General features: G+C 45.6%; 10 protein-coding genes. 5 read left to right on the top strand and 5 right to left on the bottom strand.

Annotated features, from left to right (window positions below; genetic code table 11):
* Positions 1 to 271 precede the first annotated feature (271 nt).
* Both AC3AQ9_RS08265 and AC3AQ9_RS08260 read left to right on the top strand, forming a co-directional pair.
* Entirely contained in the window at positions 272 to 3,763 is a 3,492-nt protein-coding gene (locus tag AC3AQ9_RS08265) for a DUF8508 domain-containing protein (protein ID WP_488306992.1), read from the top strand.
* 266 nt (positions 3,764 to 4,029) lie between these two features.
* On the top strand, positions 4,030 to 5,316 hold the full coding sequence (locus AC3AQ9_RS08260; protein ID WP_488306991.1) for an S-layer homology domain-containing protein: 1,287 nt from the start codon (positions 4,030 to 4,032) through the stop codon (positions 5,314 to 5,316).
* A 102-nt stretch (positions 5,317 to 5,418) separates the two neighbouring features.
* On the opposite strand, the gene AC3AQ9_RS08255 is transcribed toward AC3AQ9_RS08260, so the two are convergent.
* A complete protein-coding gene (locus tag AC3AQ9_RS08255; protein ID WP_488306990.1) occupies positions 5,419 to 6,321 on the bottom strand; it encodes an S-layer homology domain-containing protein in 903 nt (300 codons plus the stop codon).
* A 483-nt stretch (positions 6,322 to 6,804) separates the two neighbouring features.
* On the opposite strand from AC3AQ9_RS08255, the gene AC3AQ9_RS08250 reads away from it, so the two are divergent.
* Positions 6,805 to 8,796: a S8 family serine peptidase gene (locus AC3AQ9_RS08250; protein WP_488306989.1), complete on the top strand. Its 1,992-nt coding sequence runs from the start codon at positions 6,805 to 6,807 to the stop codon at positions 8,794 to 8,796.
* 366 nt (positions 8,797 to 9,162) lie between these two features.
* Here the strand turns inward: AC3AQ9_RS08250 and AC3AQ9_RS08245 are convergent, their stop codons facing one another.
* The 3 genes from AC3AQ9_RS08245 to AC3AQ9_RS08235 form a co-directional block, all read right to left on the bottom strand.
* A complete protein-coding gene (locus AC3AQ9_RS08245) occupies positions 9,163 to 10,206 on the bottom strand; it encodes a hypothetical protein (RefSeq protein ID WP_488306988.1) in 1,044 nt (347 codons plus the stop codon).
* 11 nt (positions 10,207 to 10,217) lie between these two features.
* Entirely contained in the window at positions 10,218 to 11,645 is a 1,428-nt protein-coding gene (locus AC3AQ9_RS08240; protein WP_488306987.1) for an MBOAT family O-acyltransferase, read from the bottom strand.
* Between the two features lie 481 nt (positions 11,646 to 12,126).
* Positions 12,127 to 13,983, bottom strand: coding sequence for an LTA synthase family protein (locus tag AC3AQ9_RS08235; protein WP_488306986.1), 1,857 nt, complete (start codon positions 13,981 to 13,983; stop codon positions 12,127 to 12,129).
* A 224-nt stretch (positions 13,984 to 14,207) separates the two neighbouring features.
* Between AC3AQ9_RS08235 and AC3AQ9_RS08230 the strand changes: the two genes are divergently transcribed.
* Complete coding sequence (locus AC3AQ9_RS08230) at positions 14,208 to 15,524, top strand: S1C family serine protease (protein ID WP_488306985.1); 1,317 nt, start codon at positions 14,208 to 14,210, stop codon at positions 15,522 to 15,524.
* Positions 15,525 to 15,821: 297 nt separating this feature from the next.
* Here AC3AQ9_RS08230 and AC3AQ9_RS08225 read toward each other — a convergent pair whose 3' ends face one another.
* Positions 15,822 to 16,583 (bottom strand): C40 family peptidase, encoded by a 762-nt coding sequence (locus tag AC3AQ9_RS08225; protein WP_488306984.1) that lies wholly within the window; start codon positions 16,581 to 16,583, stop codon positions 15,822 to 15,824.
* A 646-nt stretch (positions 16,584 to 17,229) separates the two neighbouring features.
* On the opposite strand from AC3AQ9_RS08225, the gene AC3AQ9_RS08220 reads away from it, so the two are divergent.
* Complete coding sequence (locus AC3AQ9_RS08220; RefSeq protein ID WP_488306983.1) at positions 17,230 to 18,207, top strand: patatin-like phospholipase family protein; 978 nt, start codon at positions 17,230 to 17,232, stop codon at positions 18,205 to 18,207.
* Positions 18,208 to 18,670 lie beyond the last annotated feature (463 nt).

The raw sequence follows: 18,670 nt of genomic DNA, 5'->3' as shown, positions 1-18,670 counted from the left end.
TGGCAGGCAAACAATTTCTAATTCCTAACCACATAAATGCCACAAAAAACAGAATAGAGCTGGATGAAAGGCTATTACCTATGGCTTTTGGTCCAGTCTTTTTTTTATTTATTCTATTTCTAAACAACGGAAATTAGATTAATCCAAATATTACAAATAATATGAAACGATTGGGCAAAAATATAAAAGTATACAGTAAATTTAGAAAACGTTTACAATTATTTAGTATAATTATGTCAGTATCTAATAAAATCCCAAGGAGTGGAGCGATTTGACGAAGAATGCCTTCAGTAAGATTTTTCTAAGTCTTTTACTGGCTTTATCCGCTGTCTTGCCGTATATGGCGACAGCCAATGCTGCAGAACCGATTACGGTAGCGGAAGCGATTGCGAATAATTCAGGAACAGCGACAGTGAAAGGGTATATCGTCGGAACCGCCAACAGCGGGACGAGCTACGACCAAGAAGCACCTTTTGCCAGTGCAACAAATTTAGGATTGGCGGACTCGCCGGATGAAACCGATCCTGCGAAAATTTTGCCGGTGCAATTGCCATCAGGTTCGATTCGTACAGCATTGAATTTAATGGACAATCCAGCAAACTTCAAAGCCCAGGTAACAATTACGGGTTCGCTCGAAGCTTATTTCTCAACAGCGGGATTAAAATCCCCGACAGCTTACACGAACCTTTCAGAAGGTGAAGCACCGCCTGAAGCGACTGCGGTTGAAACACTTGCCGAAGCACGCTCCATGCCTGGCAAACTGATTTCAGTTGAAGGCACGGTTACGACCGGCACCGGTTTCTGGGGAGGCAAGGCATTTTACATCCAGGACGAAACAGCCGGAATTTATGTTTATACAACGAGTGCAACTGTAGCGCCTGGCGATAACTTGCGCCTCGTGGGCTCGGTATCCGAGTATTCCGGCGAGCTTCAATTGCAGCCCGATATAATAGAAGTAATTTCTTCAAACAACGAACTTCCGGCTGTCCAAAACCTTACGCCAGCTGGAGTCAATGAAGAAACGCAAGGTGAATTGATCGAACTCCAAAATGTGGTGATCACGGACCTGCAGTCAGTAAATAGCTATGGCACTTTCGAGTTCACAGCAAAAGCTGAAAACGGTGAAACGGTCGTTGTCCGCAACGACAACCGCAACGGCTTGACGTTTGACCGCTTTACTCAGCAATACAAAGAAGGCGATTTGATCCATGTATCCGGAATCGCTTCTAAATTCAACAGCACCTACCAAGTGAAAACACTTGGTGTCGAAAGCTTTGAACTGGTCAACAAACCAGCCGTCTACACGGATGTCTTCCCGGGCGTCGTTTCCCAGGGAACGGCCATCACGCTGCAATCGGGCTGGGAAAATGCAGAAATCTATTATACGCTTGACGGCTCAGCGCCAACAGCTGAAAGCACCCGGTACACTGCACCCATCACCTTGACAGAAGATGTGGCCATCAAAGCCATCGCAGTCGGTGCAGAAACGTCTGAAGTCTTCACATTCGACTACACCGTACTGAAAAACGCGGATCTGAAAATCCGTGATATCCAAGGGAAAGATCATTACTCGAACTACGAAAACGTATTGGTGAATGAAATCACAGGCGTCATCACGCATTTCTATAATGGAGCGAATTTTGTCATCCAGGATTCAAACGATGATGGTGACTGGAAGACTTCTGAAGCGATCATCGTCAACAAAGCAAGCGCCAGCACTTCATTCAAAGTGGGTGACGTGGTGACGGTTGCCGGCACCGTGGAGGAATGGTTCTATAAAGGTTATTCCGATATGCGAGACAATGACCTTCCGCTTACCCGCATCCGCTCAACGGAAGTTGTCAAAGAGGGAACAGCAGCACTGCCTGAACCATTGATAATCGGGGAAGACGTTTTCCCGCCGGCACAGAATATCGACAATGACGAATTGGCTCTTTTCAATCCGGAAGAAGACGGCATTGATTTCTGGGAATCCCTTGAATTGATGCGTGTTGGCGTAGCCGACGCACAAATCGTCGGACCGCAGGATTACGGTGAAGTGTTCGTCGTATCGAAAAACGCAACAAACAACGATTTCCATAAACAAGGCGGCGTCCTTTTATCTGAAGATGACTACAACCCGGAACGCATCACCGTCACCACTGGAGATAAGGTCATCGCCAAAGCAGGTGATACCTTCGCCGGAACGCCTGTTGGGGTTCTTGGCTACGGCTTCGGCAACTATCAGATTTGGACACAGGAAAGTGAATTACCAGCAATCGTTGATGGCGGAACAAAACCGGAACAGACATGGATCGAAAATGCAGAAGACAAATTGACGGTAGCAGCTTACAACGTCGAAAACTTCTCAGCAGATCCAAGCCACACATCCGATGCAAAAGCACAGCGCATCGCTGAATCATTCGTCAATGACTTGAACTCACCGGACATCATCACACTGGTCGAAGTACAGGACAACGATGGCCCTACAGCTTCCGGCAATAGCGATGCCACAGCAAGCTATGAGCGCTTGATCGCGGCAATCGAAAAAGCAGGTGGCCCAACTTACGCTTGGACCGATATTGCCCCTGAATACAATCAGGACGGCGGAGCGCCGGGCGGGAACATCCGCGTCGGCTATCTTTACAATCCGAAACGTGTGACTCTTTCTGAAGGCACAAAAGGGACAGCCACACAGGATACAGAATGGGTGAACGGCGAATTGTCACTCAACCCGGGCCGCATCCAGCCGATTCCAATGCCGAATACCCGCAAACCGGTAGCGGCACAATTTGAATTCCAAGGTGAGCAAGTGGTGGTCATCGGCGCCCATTTGAATTCCAAAGGCGGAGATCAGCCGTTGTTCGGTCAGAACCAACCGCCGTTCCTGGGATCTGAAGAAGAACGCATCGAACTTGCCACAGCGATCAACGGTTTTATTGAAGAAGGGCTGGCACAAGATCCTGACTTGAATGTCATCGTCGCTGGTGACATGAACGATTTTGAATTCACACCGGCTCTTGAAGCGTTGAAAGGCAACATTTTGACGAACAAAGTCGAAGATGTGCCGCTGGAAGACCGTTTCTCTTATTACTACCAAGGCAACTCGCAAGTTCTTGACCATTTGCTGGTGACAAACAACTTGGCGGACCGGACAGAACTGGATATGGTCCACATCAATTCGATGTTCATGGAACAGCACGGCCGTGCATCTGACCATGATCCATTGCTTGCACAAATCACTTTCGCGGATCCGGTTGTACCTGGTGAACAGCAAGCGGACCCGGACATGACGGGCGAAACAGCCGTCATCAAAGCAGGCGAATTTGACGAAGACGGTACATTGGATATCAGATTCTCTGAAGGCACTGTGGACAAATTGCTGGAAAGCGGCAAAGATCTATTAATCGACTTGCCGACAGCGGATTTGACGCTTTCTGCAGCAAACTTGCAGCAGCTGGCGGATGCAGCCGGTGCAGGCTTCACATTGGCACTGGCAGTGGACGATGCGGCGGCAGTGGATAACCGCCCGGCACTGACAAACCAGATCAATATGGCCATTACCGATGCGGAAGGAAAAGAAATCCCTGTTCGTTTCACTTCAAGTGCCACCTTGGCTTTTGATACAACAGCTGTCAAAATCCAGTTCGGTGCGCGAGAAGACGCCAAAGGAAAATGGAAGATCATCCAAGGCGAATTGAACGGGGGTACGTTTACCCTCAGCATCAACGAGTTCGGCAACTATACAGTCGTGACCAATAAAGGCCAGATGAAAAAGCAATAGCAGGAAAAAACTGGCCTCACTCGGTGATGGGGTCCATTAAAATGAATCAAGGAAAAACACCTCCACTGCCGTTTCAACGGAAGAATGGAGGTGTTTTTCTATAAGGGCAGAAAAGCCGATTCAACTAATGATGCACAGTATTTTGAGATCTTTATTCGTAAGATTGTTTAGAAACAGCTAAAAGGGAACTTTCCTTTACCAAAAATGGTGTAAAATAGAAATTGTCTTTAAATCAGTTTAGATTGATAAGAAACAGGGGGAACCATATGTTGAAACCAAGGAGAAAAGCCGGAGTTGTCTGGGTATTGTTGATTTGCCTGCTTTCGGGATTCAGTGGAAATGCACAGGCAGCTGCCGGCTTCAAGGATCTCAAAACGAACCACTGGGCTTACGAAGACATCCAAGCGCTCGTCGAGAAAAAAGTGCTGAGCGGCTATTCAAACAATACGTTCAAACCGGATGAAAACATCACCCGCGCCCAGGCAGCGAAGATTTTGTCGCTTGCTGCCGATATTAAACCGATCCAACCAGAGAAAGCGAGTTACCCGGATGTCGGAACAGGCCACTGGGCATTCGGCTATGTTGAAGCCTTGAAACAAGCGGGGATTGTGGACGGGACAGCGGATGGCAAGTTCGCACCTGATGAAGTGCTTTCCCGCGGACAGATGGCCAAATTTCTGGCTGTGAGTTTTGAGCTGGAAGGCAGCGGGGCAAAGCCTTTCAGGGATGTCAAAGAGACCGACTGGAAATTTCCATACGTCATGGCGATGCGAGTTCATGGCATCACCGTTGGATATCCCGGCGACAATACCTATCGGCCTAATAATGCCGTAACACGGGCGCAGATGGCGGCATTTGCCAACCGCGCGATGGTTCAAAAAGCAATGGAAATAAATAAAGTCATCGCTTTTGGGGACAGCAATACATCCGGCTCTTATTTGCCGAAAGAATTTCCGGAATACCCCGATCATAACTGGCCGGCTTTATTGGGCATTAAAAATGCAGGGGTCAGCGGAAATACAACAGCCAATGCGTTAAAACGGCTGAAGCAAGACGTACTGGACCACAATCCGCAGACCGTCGTCATGATGTTCGGTCTGAACGATGCCATCATCCGTCCGGATACGAAAGAGCCCCAAATCAGCAAAACGCAATTTGAGCAAAATCTGCTGGCCATGATCGGACAAATGAAAACGCAGCACATCGACGTCATCTTGATGACCAATTTGCCGGTCCATGAAGGGGTTTATTACACAGCGCAATCCCCCGCCAATCCTGAAGTCCGCAGCCTCTATACGGATAAAGGTGGCATTCGGGTGTGGCAAAACAGCTACAATGACATCATCCGCAAAATCGCCAAACAGCAAAACCTCCACTTGATCGACAATTATGCCAACGCCATTCAAAAAGCGGGAAGCGCAACGGATGAAGCGATTGGCAGCAGCGGATTAATAGATCCGCTGCTCGGATTCCATTGGACGCCGAGAGGCCATATGATGGTGGAATATTCGGTGAGACAGTATTTAAAAGACGGAAACGAACCAGGTAAATAATCTTTAATGAAGAAACTCCGCAAAGCTTTTGGCTTTGCGGAGTTTCTTCGTTCATTCATAAAAAATGCTTGGATAGTTTTGAGCTATCCAAGCGTTTCAGAATTATTTAAAGTTAAATGGCGCTTCTTTTATCGTTTCAAAATCACCGATAATGATCTTTCCGGCTTTTCCGCTCAAGTCATTATCAGTGTGGGTAATCGTCAATACCATACGGTCAGTCGAGATCTTGTAAGAAGTCGGGTTCAGCATCATTTCGGTTCCATCTTCCAGCTTGATCAAGTAATAGAAGAAAAAGTCTGCGTCAATCGCATTGTATTCGGCCGGAAGCGCTTCAGACAATGTAATGTCAGTGGAAGTCGGGCTTGTTACTTTGGCACTCGTGACAGAAGGGAAGTAAAGGTCTTCCATGAAAAAGTTGATGGTGTTGTACAGTAAATTCGCGAATTCGCCGCGCGTAATATTGGCATGGGTGCCAAAAGAAGTTGCTGTCTTGCCGGAAGTGATTTCCGTGCCATAAAGAGCTTCGATATAAGGTTCAAAAACTCCGCCTACATCAGTGAAAGGTGTCTCCTGCTGGTAATCTTCCAGTTCGAAAGACAGCACCAGGAATTTCGCCATCGCACCGCGGCTTAATGGTTCGCTTGGTTTGAATTGCGTTTTGGTAACGCCTGAAACAATGCCTAATTCTGCAAGGGCGTTAACAGATCCGCTTACGCGTTTGTTCAAATCTTTAAATCCGGCATCTGGTACTCCAGCCGTCTCCAATCCTAGCGTATTGGCTAAAATGACAGCTGCATCACCGCGTGTCAATGTCTGTTGTGTACCGAATTTCGTTGGAGAAAGACCTTTGATGATTTCATACTCATATAAAAAGCTGACTGCTTCATCGTAGCGAGAACCTACATCGGTAAATGTATGCACTGAAGAAGCGCTGACAGGTGCAGCAACAGAAACAACAGCGAGTGAGACAGCAGATGCTGCCATGAAAAGTTTATGATTGTTCAATTATGGTATCCCCTATCTAAATGTTCTGAAGTGATTGTATCATCCTGATTTTTACAAGTAAACAACTTTTTTACTAAATTTTTAAGAAAATATAATTAAATTTATATGCAAGAAATATACGGCTAATTTTTCAGGAAAACAGGAAAAATTAGTGGGAAAATAGTATGGTTTTTTATGAAATCTGAATAGCTAATGGTTTTTTGGCCAAATGAAATCTGTTTCCGCTTTTCTTTTGATTCCCCTTTCGAACTTCGCATGAGCGCCTGCATTATAAGGATTTTGTGGGTTATTTTCCAGGCAGGAACAGGCAGTAAAATAACGGCTTTGAATTTCTTGCTGTTTACATGGAATTAATAAAATCGATCAAGGACACCGGGTGAGGATAATGGACATAAATGGCAAAAAAATATATACTTAATTTGTAAAAATAAAAATAAATGTAATATTATGTATAAATTTATAACGGAAGAAGGGAACGGTTAAATGAAAAAATTCCTCGTTTTGCTGCTCATTCTAGGTTTGTCCCTGTCTCTTGTCCCTCCTGTTTTTGCAGATGCAGAAATTGAGCAAGATGTGTTGATTGTATTCAAAGACGGAGTCGATGAAAAGGAAATGGCTGAGAAAGTAAAAGCTGCGGGAGGCGAGATGGCCGAGCCCTATGAAGGAGTGGCCGTTGCTTCCGCAAAAGTTTCGCCTGACAGTGCAGAAGAGCTGCTGAACGACCCGGGCGTCGCCCATATTGAAGAAGACGTCAAGGTTCGCTTGAATGCCCAGATGGAAGATTGGGGCATTCAGTCAAGCAACATCCCGGCAGCCTGGAAGTCCGGATTTACCGGACGGGGAGTCAAAATTTCCGTCATTGATTCGGGCATTGCAGCCCATGAAGATCTTCAGATCGCCGGCGGCTATTCGGCTGTCGATTATACGGCTTCTTATTACGATGATGAAGGACATGGCACGCATGTTGCCGGAATTATCGCTGCCCGCAATAATGGATTTGGGCTGAAAGGGGTGGCCCATGACGCAGAGCTTTATGCGGTAAAAGCTTTTAATGCCTACGGAGAAGGCCAGCTTTCCGATATGATTGAAGGCATCAACTGGTCGGTCGCAAATGGCATGGACATCATCAATCTAAGTGCCGGCAGCCAGACCGATTCCTTTGCGCTCCGGTCAGCTGTTGACAAAGCTTATGCGAACGGACTGCTCGTCGTCGCAGCCGCCGGCAATGACGGCAACGCGCTTGGAACGGGCGACACGGTCGATTATCCTGCGAAGTACCCTTCTGCAATCAGTGTAGCGGCTGTTGACAACTACTCATTGCGAGCCGACTTTTCATCCACTGGCAGCACAGTGGAAATCGCCGCTCCCGGGGTCAATATTGCAAGCACCTATCCCGGAAATCAATACGCGTATATGAGCGGAACTTCCATGGCGACGCCATATGTTTCAGGCCACCTGGCGTTATTGAAACAGGCCTACCCAAAATTGACAAATGAGCAGCTTCGCCAAGTGCTGGTTTCCCAAACAAGAGATGCAGGGCCAGCTGGACGTGACCCTTATTTCGGTTTTGGCATCCTGCAGTCAACATCACTCACAGCGCCTATTGAATTTGTCGAAGATAACGCAATTGCCAAGCTGTCGGTAAGCAATAGTTTGCTTGCAGGCAAGCCAGGGGATGTTTTCCAATTGGACGCGTCCGCTCAATTCGAAAACGGAACGGTTCAGAAAATCACGAGCGATGCGGTGTGGACTTCCGCAAATCCGGCAGTCGCCGTGGCGAATGATGGCCGCATCGAACTGAAAACAGCGGGCACGACGACTGTTACCGTCACATATGAAGGTTTCTCGGCGCAGATCAGCGTCAGCAGCGAATTGGCTCCGGAGCCGATAGTGGTACCAACCCCAGTGCCTGTACCGGAACCGGAACCAACGCCTGTACCGGAACCGACACCAGTGCCAGAGCCATTGCCGTTTCAGGATGTGAGTTCTTTCTATGCACCGGCTGTTCAGTATTTGGTGGACCGCAACATTACGCAAGGACTGACACCGACTGTCTTTGGAGTGGTAAAGCCAATCACCCGTGCTGATGCAGCCATCTGGCTGGCAAAAGAGCTGGAACTCGATACTGCAGGCGCTCCGCCATCCGGCTTTAGCGATGTGCCGGGCCGTGCGGAAGGGGCAGTCAATGCGCTGAAAGCGGCTGGCATCATCGGCGGGAAAACCGCTGATCGATTTGGTTCTTACGACGCGCTGACACGCGGCGAAATTGCCATCATCCTGCAGCGGGCCTATCATTTGGAGGCTAACGGCGTTTCCTCATCGTTCACCGATGTTTCGGACCGTTACAAATCCGCTGTCGATGCCCTAGTTGCGAACAATGTAACAGATGGCATTACGCCAACCCGTTTCGGAGTTTCGCAAAACATCACACGCGGCCAGCTTGCCGTATTCATCTACCGGTTATCTGGCCAATAAGAAAATTAATGGATAAAAGCCGTGCAATCATAATTGATTGCACGGCTTTTTAGGATTGTTGGGAAAGTTGAAATTTGTAGTAGGTATTCATTCCTTAATCGATATTCCGCCAACCAGCTGCGAAGCTATTGGCCGAATCATTTCGGTCAACAGCTTTGCAACGAGCTTGCGCAGGAGCAGCGCACTTTCATGTCTTGGAGCTAGCGCAGCGATGCAGGTGCCGTGCAGAGATAGTAGTTTTTTCTCCGCTGTCTGGCTCCATATCTGGAGAGCAGGTACAAACATTGGAAAGTCAATAAACCTTCACTTAAGTTTCTTTATTTGCATAAAAAAGAGCCGCTCAATTAAGAGGCGGCTCTGCTGAATTTATTCTAATCCTGCTGCTGATTTTTTCACTTTTGCCAGATGGGCATCAATCGTTTCCGGGGTTACGTATACGCCGAAGTCTTCCGGCACATCGGCACTTTCTCCTTGTTCGATGCGTTCAGCGATGAGATTGCCGACTTCCGGATAAAAGTGGTGGCCATCGTAATAATTGGTAATGTCGTTGGTTACCGAATTCGGATACATGAAGTTCCAGACGCCTCCGTAGACATCGACCAAGTCACGCAGCCAAGTTTCATACTCGTCGTACACGCCGCTGGACACCAGTGATTTAAAAAGTTCGGTGGAGATCGGCGTCGTATAGACAATCTTTTCAGCCTCGGGATGCGTGTCGCGCACTTTCGTCATAATTTCCTTATACTTCGGAAAATATGTGTAATGCTTTCCGTAGAATGTCGATTCAAATCTTTCTATTTTATCGTCTGTCTGCTGCATGATTTCTTCTTCAGACAGGTGCTTTGCAAATGCATTGCCTTCACGGTTGTACAGGCGGTCTTCTGCAATTTTATCGTCAGCAGACAATTGGAAGTTCCCCACCGAAGTCTTCAATAAGTCAAAGGACAGCAAATTTTTGCTCCGGTAGAACGGTTGGGTGACGCGCTTGACGTGATTCAAAATGGAACGGGGAGCTTCCGCTTCCTGTGTGCTCGATTTAAAGAAATCAACGCCTAGGATCACGCGCTCATAATGGGGGTTCTGCTCGAAAGCGAAATTCATCATTGTCTGATACTCACGCATGGATAAATTCGCAACCGAGTAATTGTAGACCTCCCAATCGGTGAAGCCATCGGTATGGATATAAGTGCTTCGGCTTGAGCCAATCAATAAGGTATCTGCAGTTTTCGGCACATAAAGCTGATTGGCTGTTTTTTGTTCACGTTCATCGGTGACGATTTGCACATCGTTGTATTCATGGGCATGGCTGTAATTCCACAGCGGGTCCATCCAATAATTGAACCCCACTACGGCAAGTGTCAAAACGGCGAAAATCGCCATGACGCTGAGCGAGAATTTTTTATCGTTCATGGGATTTCCTCCTAAAAGTTAAAGTACAGGAACTCGCTGACTTGCTGCAGCTGCATCACGCTGTAAAACAGCAGCACAGCAGCGAAAACAGCCATCGAAACGTTCCGTTTTGTTTCATACATGATTTCTACCGAGTTCTTTGTGAACCAGGCAATCAATAAACCGATCAATATGGTAACTGAAATCTCAAGTGGGGACGCAGTGAACGGGAAAAGCCAGCCCGTATCTAGGCCATGGAACCATTCCTTTGGCAACCGGACTCCGTTAAAGCCGAACATTGCTTTCAAGACAGACATGGCATCTTGAATTGACAATGCCCGGAAGAATACCCAAGCAAAATGGACAAACAAAAACGTCGTTATCCAAGCGGCAATGGAATTCATCTTATAGCCGGCCAGTTTCCAATAACGGCAGATGATGCTCGCCAGCCCGTGCATGATGCCCCAGATTAAAAACGTCCAGCCGGCACCGTGCCAAATGCCCGATACCAGGAAGATGATGAAGATGTTTAAGTAAGTCCGTTTCGGTCCTTTGCGATTGCCGCCAAGTGGAATATAAATATACGTTGTCAGGAAATGCGACAGCGTAATATGCCAGCGGCGCCAAAAGTCCTGAATGTCCCGCGCTTTATACGGCGAGTTAAAATTCAGCGGCAGACGGATATTGAAGAGTAAGGCCAATCCGATTGCCATGTCGGAATAGCCGCTGAAATCGAAATACAGCTGCAGCGTATAAGACAGCGTCGTAAACCAGCTGTCTACGAGAGTCAAATTGTTCACATTGTTGTATCCGGCATTTGCCCATTCGGCGAATGTGTCTGCAATGGCTACTTTCTTGAACAAGCCGATGGCAAAGATCAACAAGCCTTGTGAGATATGTTCATAGTTGATGCGGTAAGTTTTCTTGTCGCTGAATTGTGACATCACCTGTCCATGGTGGACGATAGGTCCCGCGATCAGTTGCGGAAAGAAGGTTACGAACAAGCCGTAATTCAAAAAATTGTATTCTTTCGTTTCTAAACGATAAGAATCGACAAGATAAGCAATTTGCTGGAATGTATAGAAAGAAATAGCCAATGGCAGCAAAATTTCCTTAATTACCAGCTCGGAGCCAAACAGAATATTAATATTCTCCACAAAGAAATCGTAATACTTATAATAGCCAAGCAACAGGACATTAAAGACAATGCCGACAGTCAAGATGGCTTTCCGGTAATTTTTGGCTTTGTTTTTACCCAAAAACATACCAAATGCATAGTTGACCAGCATGGAAATTAAAATAAGCGGCAAATAAGCCGGATTCCAATAGCCGTAAAAAAACAGCGAAGCTACAAGTAGCCAAGTCTTGGCGAAGGGAATATGCAGGCTTCCAAGCAAGATGTACAGCACCCAGACAAGCGGGAGGAACAAGAAAATAAATTCAAATGAGTTAAATATCACTGTGAGACCCCTCTAATAGATGAAATTTTAAAACAAACCGGTTTGGCAATGCCGATGATAAAACACTTAGAATGATTTGGCAGACGCGGGCAACGGGCATCCGCATGCTGCAGCGAACCAGGAAAGACGAGGAATATCCAGAGCTTATTCTCTTCTTTTTATGCATTCTTTCATTAATGGTATAAATTTATCGCTTCCTGTATCGAAGCATATGCAATGTATTTGTTTTAAAAGAAGTGCAGAATGCCTTGTTATAGGCCGGAATCATTTAAGGCATAATTAAACTTATCGCATATGCCAATTTATTATAGAACGAAAAGGCAAAAAAGTCATGAAAAATTATCATTTTATACCATTTGATACAAAGTTATAAATAATTTTATTTGATTATTAATTGCAGATGCAGATTTTCTATCAAATCCTTCTAAAACACAAAAACACCCCAAAAGTTATGGTCATAAGCTTTTGGGATGGCCTGTTTTTATTGTTCGAATAATGGTTCGCGAGAATATTGATCGCCAAACAATAAATCATATTGAATTAATTGATAGTCGCTTTTCAGACTTTCCACGGAGTCAGGGGTGACGCTCAGCAGCTTGCCTTCCGCATCAATCTTCACATCGCGTGTATAACCGGGCATCTGTTCCGAAAACTGCTCAAGAATGGAATAATACAAAGGCTTCTTGATTCCAGCTAAATCGAAAACAGTGGGTCCGAGAAACGAAGTGCTGACGGTATCGATTTCAGGAATTTCAGCACCGTAATTATTCCAGATGACGAGAGGCGTCGTCCGGGTTTTTTGGAAATGCTCCAACTCCCAGTTTTCTTCGCCAGGTCCGCGGGCTACAAAATCAGCTTGTTTAAAGAATTTATAGTCCTGTCCAATGGCTGGAAGATGGTCGCCAAAAAAGACCACAAGCGTCGGCTCGTCAGTAGTTTCATAGTAATTGATCAATTGCTTGAAGGCGGCATCGGCATCTGCCACACCTTGCGTATAGGAACGGAGCAGCAAATTGAAAACCGGATCGACAGTTGGTGGAATCTGAGTTTCCACGGTATATTCCGGATATTTATCTTCATTATAGCCGGTATGGTTTTGCATCGTGATGGCATAAGCAAAGACAGGATCTTCGCTTTGCTCGGTTTGTTCAATAATGGTTTTGGTCACTTGTTCATCCGACACGAAAGGGCCTTTGTATAAAGGGTCCGTAAAGCCGTCTATATCGATAAACTGCTCAAATCCAAGATGCTTGTACACTTCTTCGCGGTTCCAGAACCATTTTGGATACGGGTGGATGGCCGTGGTCTGATAACCTTTTTCCGCCAAGTAGCGGGGCATGGAAGGCAATTCGTTTTTGATGTATTGCTGATATGGCACAGAGCCCGGAGGCAGGAACATATTGGTGAACCCGGTCAGGACTTCGAACTCGACATTGCTGGTGCCCCCGCCGAAAGTAGGCGACAAGATTTGCCCTGACTGGTGCTGCCGGACAGTTGGTAGCGGATCTTCCTTGAATGATAGATTCTCCATTGACACGGGATCCCAGAAACTCTCACTCATCACAAAAATAATATTCGGCTTTTCATCAAGATCTACGTCCACAGCAGGCGGGATGGGTTCCAAGTCGCTGACGATCTTTTGGATTTTCTTCTCGCTATAGCCATTCGGCTGCAGCACAATGGCACTTTGCATATTCAGAAGAAACGTCATTAAAAAACCATTCTTTTTGTAATTGCGGTTTTGGTCAAACGTGATATTTGTTACCCCGGCTTCCTTAAGAGACTTTTCCACTGGCGGAACGGAGCGGTAGAAGATAAAGACGCTCAAGTAAACGGCAGCCATTCCGACGAGTGTGATCCGAACCCACGGCTTCAAGCGAATCAGCCGCTTCGGTTTTTTGATGAATAGGAAAGCGGCCAGACCGGAAAGCAGGACGATCAAACCGATGGCAATCAAAGCCACTTTAGCGAAGTCGATTTCTTTATACAGATTCGGCAGCAGATTCAAGATGTTATTATACAGCAGCATATCCCAAGGATAGAGGAATTCACCTAGAAAGCTGAATTTATAATAGCTTAGCACCGCTAAAAAGAACACGACCGCATTGGCAAGGATAAAGCTGACAACAAAGCGGTTGAAAAGGCCGAGAAACAGCAGGAACAAACTGTAGACAATCATGATATTGAAGAAGAACGCTTCTTTCCGCTCCGTTTTCCAAACCGCCGCTTCTTCAGGATTGCCTTTCAAAAAAGTTTCAATGCCACTGACGGCAAAATAAAAATAAAGCAAAGCAGCAAGCATTAACAATACGCCTTTATAATTAAAAAAAGATTTCAAAAAACCACCTCAGACCAAATTAGGAAAAATTTATAGTATCCTTACAGTATACCGAAGAAAGCCAGAAAGTGGAAAGTATAAATGCGAAATGGCAGACCTTTTAGAAGTGAATTGTTATAATAAGAATCAAACGACTATGCATTTTATGGGAAATCAAAGCTGTAACCTATTTTCACGTTTTCCGTCTATATATACATCATTAAACTAAGAATCGAGTTGACTCTATGAATAATCGCATAACCAATCGCAATGCCAATACACAAAAGAAGAAAAAAATATGGATTGCTGCTTTGTCATTGATTTTGCTGGCCGCCATCGGCATCGGCAGTTTTTTCCTGATTGACCAGCCGGAAGAGGCACCGCCGACAACGGCGAGCACCAAACAGGAATCGTTCGCCGGCAAGAGCTATAGCGGCTTCGAGGCAGCTCCTGAAAAAACGGCTGAACCGGAAGAAGCGCCAGCAGAAGGCAGTGTAGAAGACGCGAGGGAAGAAAAGGCAGAAGCACCGCAGATGGAAACCATCATCGTCACGCCGGAAAAGCCGGTCGAAGCGCCTGAAAAAGATTTATCGCTGATGATCGCCAATGCCAAAACGCATGTCTATACGCTTTATACCGATTTGGAGCAAGGTTCCGGTTTCTTGTTTAACGAGCAAGGAGACATATTGACGAACGCCCATGTTGTCAAAGACGCTTCGTATGTCTTGCTGAAAAACAGCGATGGCCAGGAGTTTAACGGACAAGTGATCGGCATTTCGGAAACAACGGATATCGCGCTGGTCCGGGTCAAAGAACTGGCCGGCAAAACGCCGCTGCCAATGGCCGCTGAACTTCCGGAGCCCGGCACGAAAGTAGTTGCCATCGGTTCGCCGGAAGATCAGGCGAATACGGCCACCGAAGGGGAAGTCACGGAAACCGGCAAAAGCTTTTCCGACGGCTATGAATACAAGGATATGATTGAAAGCACCGCAACCTTGAAAAAAGGTTCCAGTGGAGGTCCGCTGATTGACGCGGAAACTGAACAGATTCTCGGCATCAATTCCATCATTCTCGAAGAAAACCCGGAAATCGGCTATGCCATCCCGATGCATACCGTTATGGACCAACTGAATGAATGGGTTGCCAACCCGATTGAGTACGAAGAGGAAGAAATTATCCTGCAGGATGTCAAAGACGCTTATTTTGACAAAGAACTGCTCGGAAGCTTTATCCAATCCTATTACGAACTGATTCCGTACTCCTTGAACGATCCCGAACTGACATATTACGAGTCTTATCTGCTGCCGGGAAGCGAAGGGGAAACGGAAGGCAAGAAGCGCGTACAAGAACGCACCGATGCCAATAAAGTCTACGATGCTATCAACTCATCGATTGTGAACGTAGAAATCGGGGAAGAAGAATCAAAAGTGGAAGCGACTGCTGAATACATCTACCATGACAAAACGACCAACGAGACATTCAGCGAAACAGAAACAACGGTCTTCACCGTGGTCATTGATGAATACGGCGATTACCAGATCAAGAGCATGGCCAATAAATAAAGGCTTAAGCCATTTTCGTTCGCGAGAATGGCTTTTTTCTATGCTTTTTGAGAGCAGGGAAGGGCGGTTTGGATGCTTTTCGCTCGCGAAAAGCGCTTTTTCTTTTGGCAATCAGTCTTTTATTTGCGTTCAGGGGAATTTATTTGCGTTCAGCACATTTTTTTTGCGTTTAAAAAGTTTTATTTGCGCTCGAGACTGCTTTATTTGCGTTCAACAAAATTCGACATAGCCAATTTTTAAAAACAACAACAAAAAAGCCCTTCAGCCTGTTGGCTGAAGGGCTTTATATTTTATGGATTAGAAACGCTTGTAGCTGTGGAATTTCTTGCCCCAGTAAGGGTCGTTTACACTTTTCACTTCAGCTTTTGATCCGCCGGCATGAACGAATTGGCCATTGCCGATGTAGATTCCAACGTGTGAGATTCCAGCTTTGTACGTGTTAGCGAAGAAGATCAAATCGCCGGCTACTGGAGAGCTGACAGTTGTAGTTTCAGCGAACTGTGAACCCGTTGTGCGTGAAACAGATTTGCCCGCTTGCTTGAATACGTATTGGATGAACCCGCTGCAGTCAAAGCCGCTAGTCGTCGTTCCGCCGAATTTATATGGTGTTCCTTGAAGAGACAATGCAACCGAAACAACTTTTGAAGAAGAAGATGAGTTTGAAGCTTTTACGACTTTAGCAGAAGCAGGAGTCAGCAATGAGCTAAGAACCCAGCCAGCTTTTCCGTTCACTTTTACTTTATACCAAGTTTGTGAACCGACTTTCTTTTGGTGAGTCGCAGTAACTGTTGCGCCTTTTTTAGCAACTGTTACCACTTTATATTTAGTGCCTGCATCCAAACGGATGTTAGAGTTGTGCTTAGTTTTGTAAGTCCCTGATTTAGCAGTTGCTTTAGCTGCTGCAACTTGCTCAACGTTCTCTGTGTTAACCTGTGCTGTATGTGTAGACTCAATGGCCGAAGTAGATGTATGTGAATTAAAAGCTGCCTGTGCATCAACAGCTGAGTTAGTAAATATCAATGAACTAGCTGCGAAAAGAGTGAAGACTAATTTTTTCATTGTTTTTCTCCTAACATTCTTTGTTATCCTCAAATAGGATTCCGTTTGTTTTTTCAATCTGTTACCTACTATAAAGACAGAAGGATTGAATAACAACGTCAATTCGATTGCAGTTATATTACAATTGTATAACAAAAATATTTCTGGCTAATAAACCCAGTTGCAGCAAGGGTTCCAGAGGCTATAGGAATTTTAAAAAAAGGTTTAAAATGAACTAAAAAAGGGTTTATTTCATTGTTTAAGGCTTTTTTATGACATAAAAAGTCATAAAATAACTGTTTTGAGTTATCAGATGAATTGGAATATGTAGCAATGAATGTGGAGATCTTCCTGGAAGTACAGGTTAAATGGTTTAGAAAAAGTTATACAGATACCTAAATATTCAGAAATATAAGAATCCAAATTATGGTATTAATGAAAAATGAGAAATTATCATAAAATTAACAAGCATCACAAAATAATGTGTATTATGGTGTAAATTCTACTTCAATATAATGATGGAATATTTTTAATGTAATTTCCGCCATGCCACAGTCTTTAATGACTGCCTCAGCGTCACTTTTTGACAAATTGGAGCGGATAAACTACCCTTAATTTATTCAGAATATTCCATTTAGTTGTAATCGATAAAATGGGAGGGGAAGACATGATTAAGATTCTGTCCATAGACGGAGGCGGCGTCCGGGGAATTATTCCAGCGATAGTTTTAGCGGAAATAGAGAAGCGGACGCAGAAGCCGATTTGCGAACTTTTTGATTTGATCTCCGGCACATCCGCAGGCGGAATTCTGGCGCTGGGATTGGTGGTGCCGGAAGAAGGGAAAGAAGGCAGCCGCATTCCGAGATATACCGCGAAAACGCTTGCGGAACTGTTTAAAAAAGACGCCCATATCATTTTCGATAAATCGATACTTTTTCGCATACCCGGCGGGCGCTATGTATATAGAAGATATCCCGATGACGGCATGGAATTCGTCCTGGAAAAATACTTCAAAGACGCCATGATTTCCGAGTCGTTGACCGATGTCCTGATTCCAAGCTACGAAATCCAGCTGCGGAGTCCCGCCTTTTTCAAAAGCGCCAAAGTAAAATCAGAGCATCCGACGCAAATGGATGTATTGATGCGGGATGTGGCGAGAGCGACGTCGGCGGCGCCGACTTATTTCACGCCTGAGAAAATTGAAACACTTCCGGAATTGGCATTTATCGATGGCGGCGTCTATGCCAACAACCCGGCCATGTGCGCCTATGCCGAAGCAAAGGCAATTTTTGAGGAAGAAACTGATTTTCTGGTCGTGTCGCTCGGTACCGGTGAAGCCAATGCACCCATTCCCTATGAAGAAGCCGTTAATTGGGGCCATATCGGATGGTCACGGCGCATGCTGAACATCATGATGGATGGAAACTCGGATTCCGTCGATTATCAATTAAAGCAAATTGTGACACCGTACAAAGGGGAAGACCGCTACTACCGCTTCCAGACCGAACTCGGCAAAGATACTGAGCCTATCGACAATTCCGATCCTTTCAATATGGAGAAACTCGAAGCGCTGGGTATCGGCATCATCCGCAATCGAGACAACCAGCTCAAACTCGATAAACTGTGCCAGCAGCTATTGGCATAATAAAAAAGGCATTTGCAGGTTTTGCTGCAAATGCCTTTTTTAGTGAAGGGAGTGGAGGAGTAAGGTTTAAGAAATTTACTTTGCGGAGGAGAAGGTTGTAACTTGAACTGATTTGGTTGTAACTCAAAGTAGAAAGGTTGTAACTCAAGTGGAAAAGGTTGTAACTCACACACAAAAGGTCGTAACCCACAAAGGCAAACCACTAGATGGATGCTTTTCGCCTTGGCGAAAAGCGAAAAAGAAATAAGGCCTTCCAAGAGAGAGGTTGTAATTCAAGTGGAATTGGTTGTAACTCAGAGCAGAAAGGTTGTAACTCGCACTGAAAAGGTCGTAACTCAGCACCAAGTCGTCGTAACTCACACACAAAAGGTCGTAACCCACAAATGCAAACCACTAGATGGATGCTTTTCGCCTTGGCGAAAAGCGAAAAAGAAATAAGGCCTTCCAAGAGAGAGGTTGTAAT

It is taken from the genome of Planococcus sp. VCh962 (assembly GCF_057748275.1).
The sequence above is the reverse complement of the archived record's forward strand: the minus strand, read 5'-3'. Positions and strand labels throughout refer to the sequence as shown.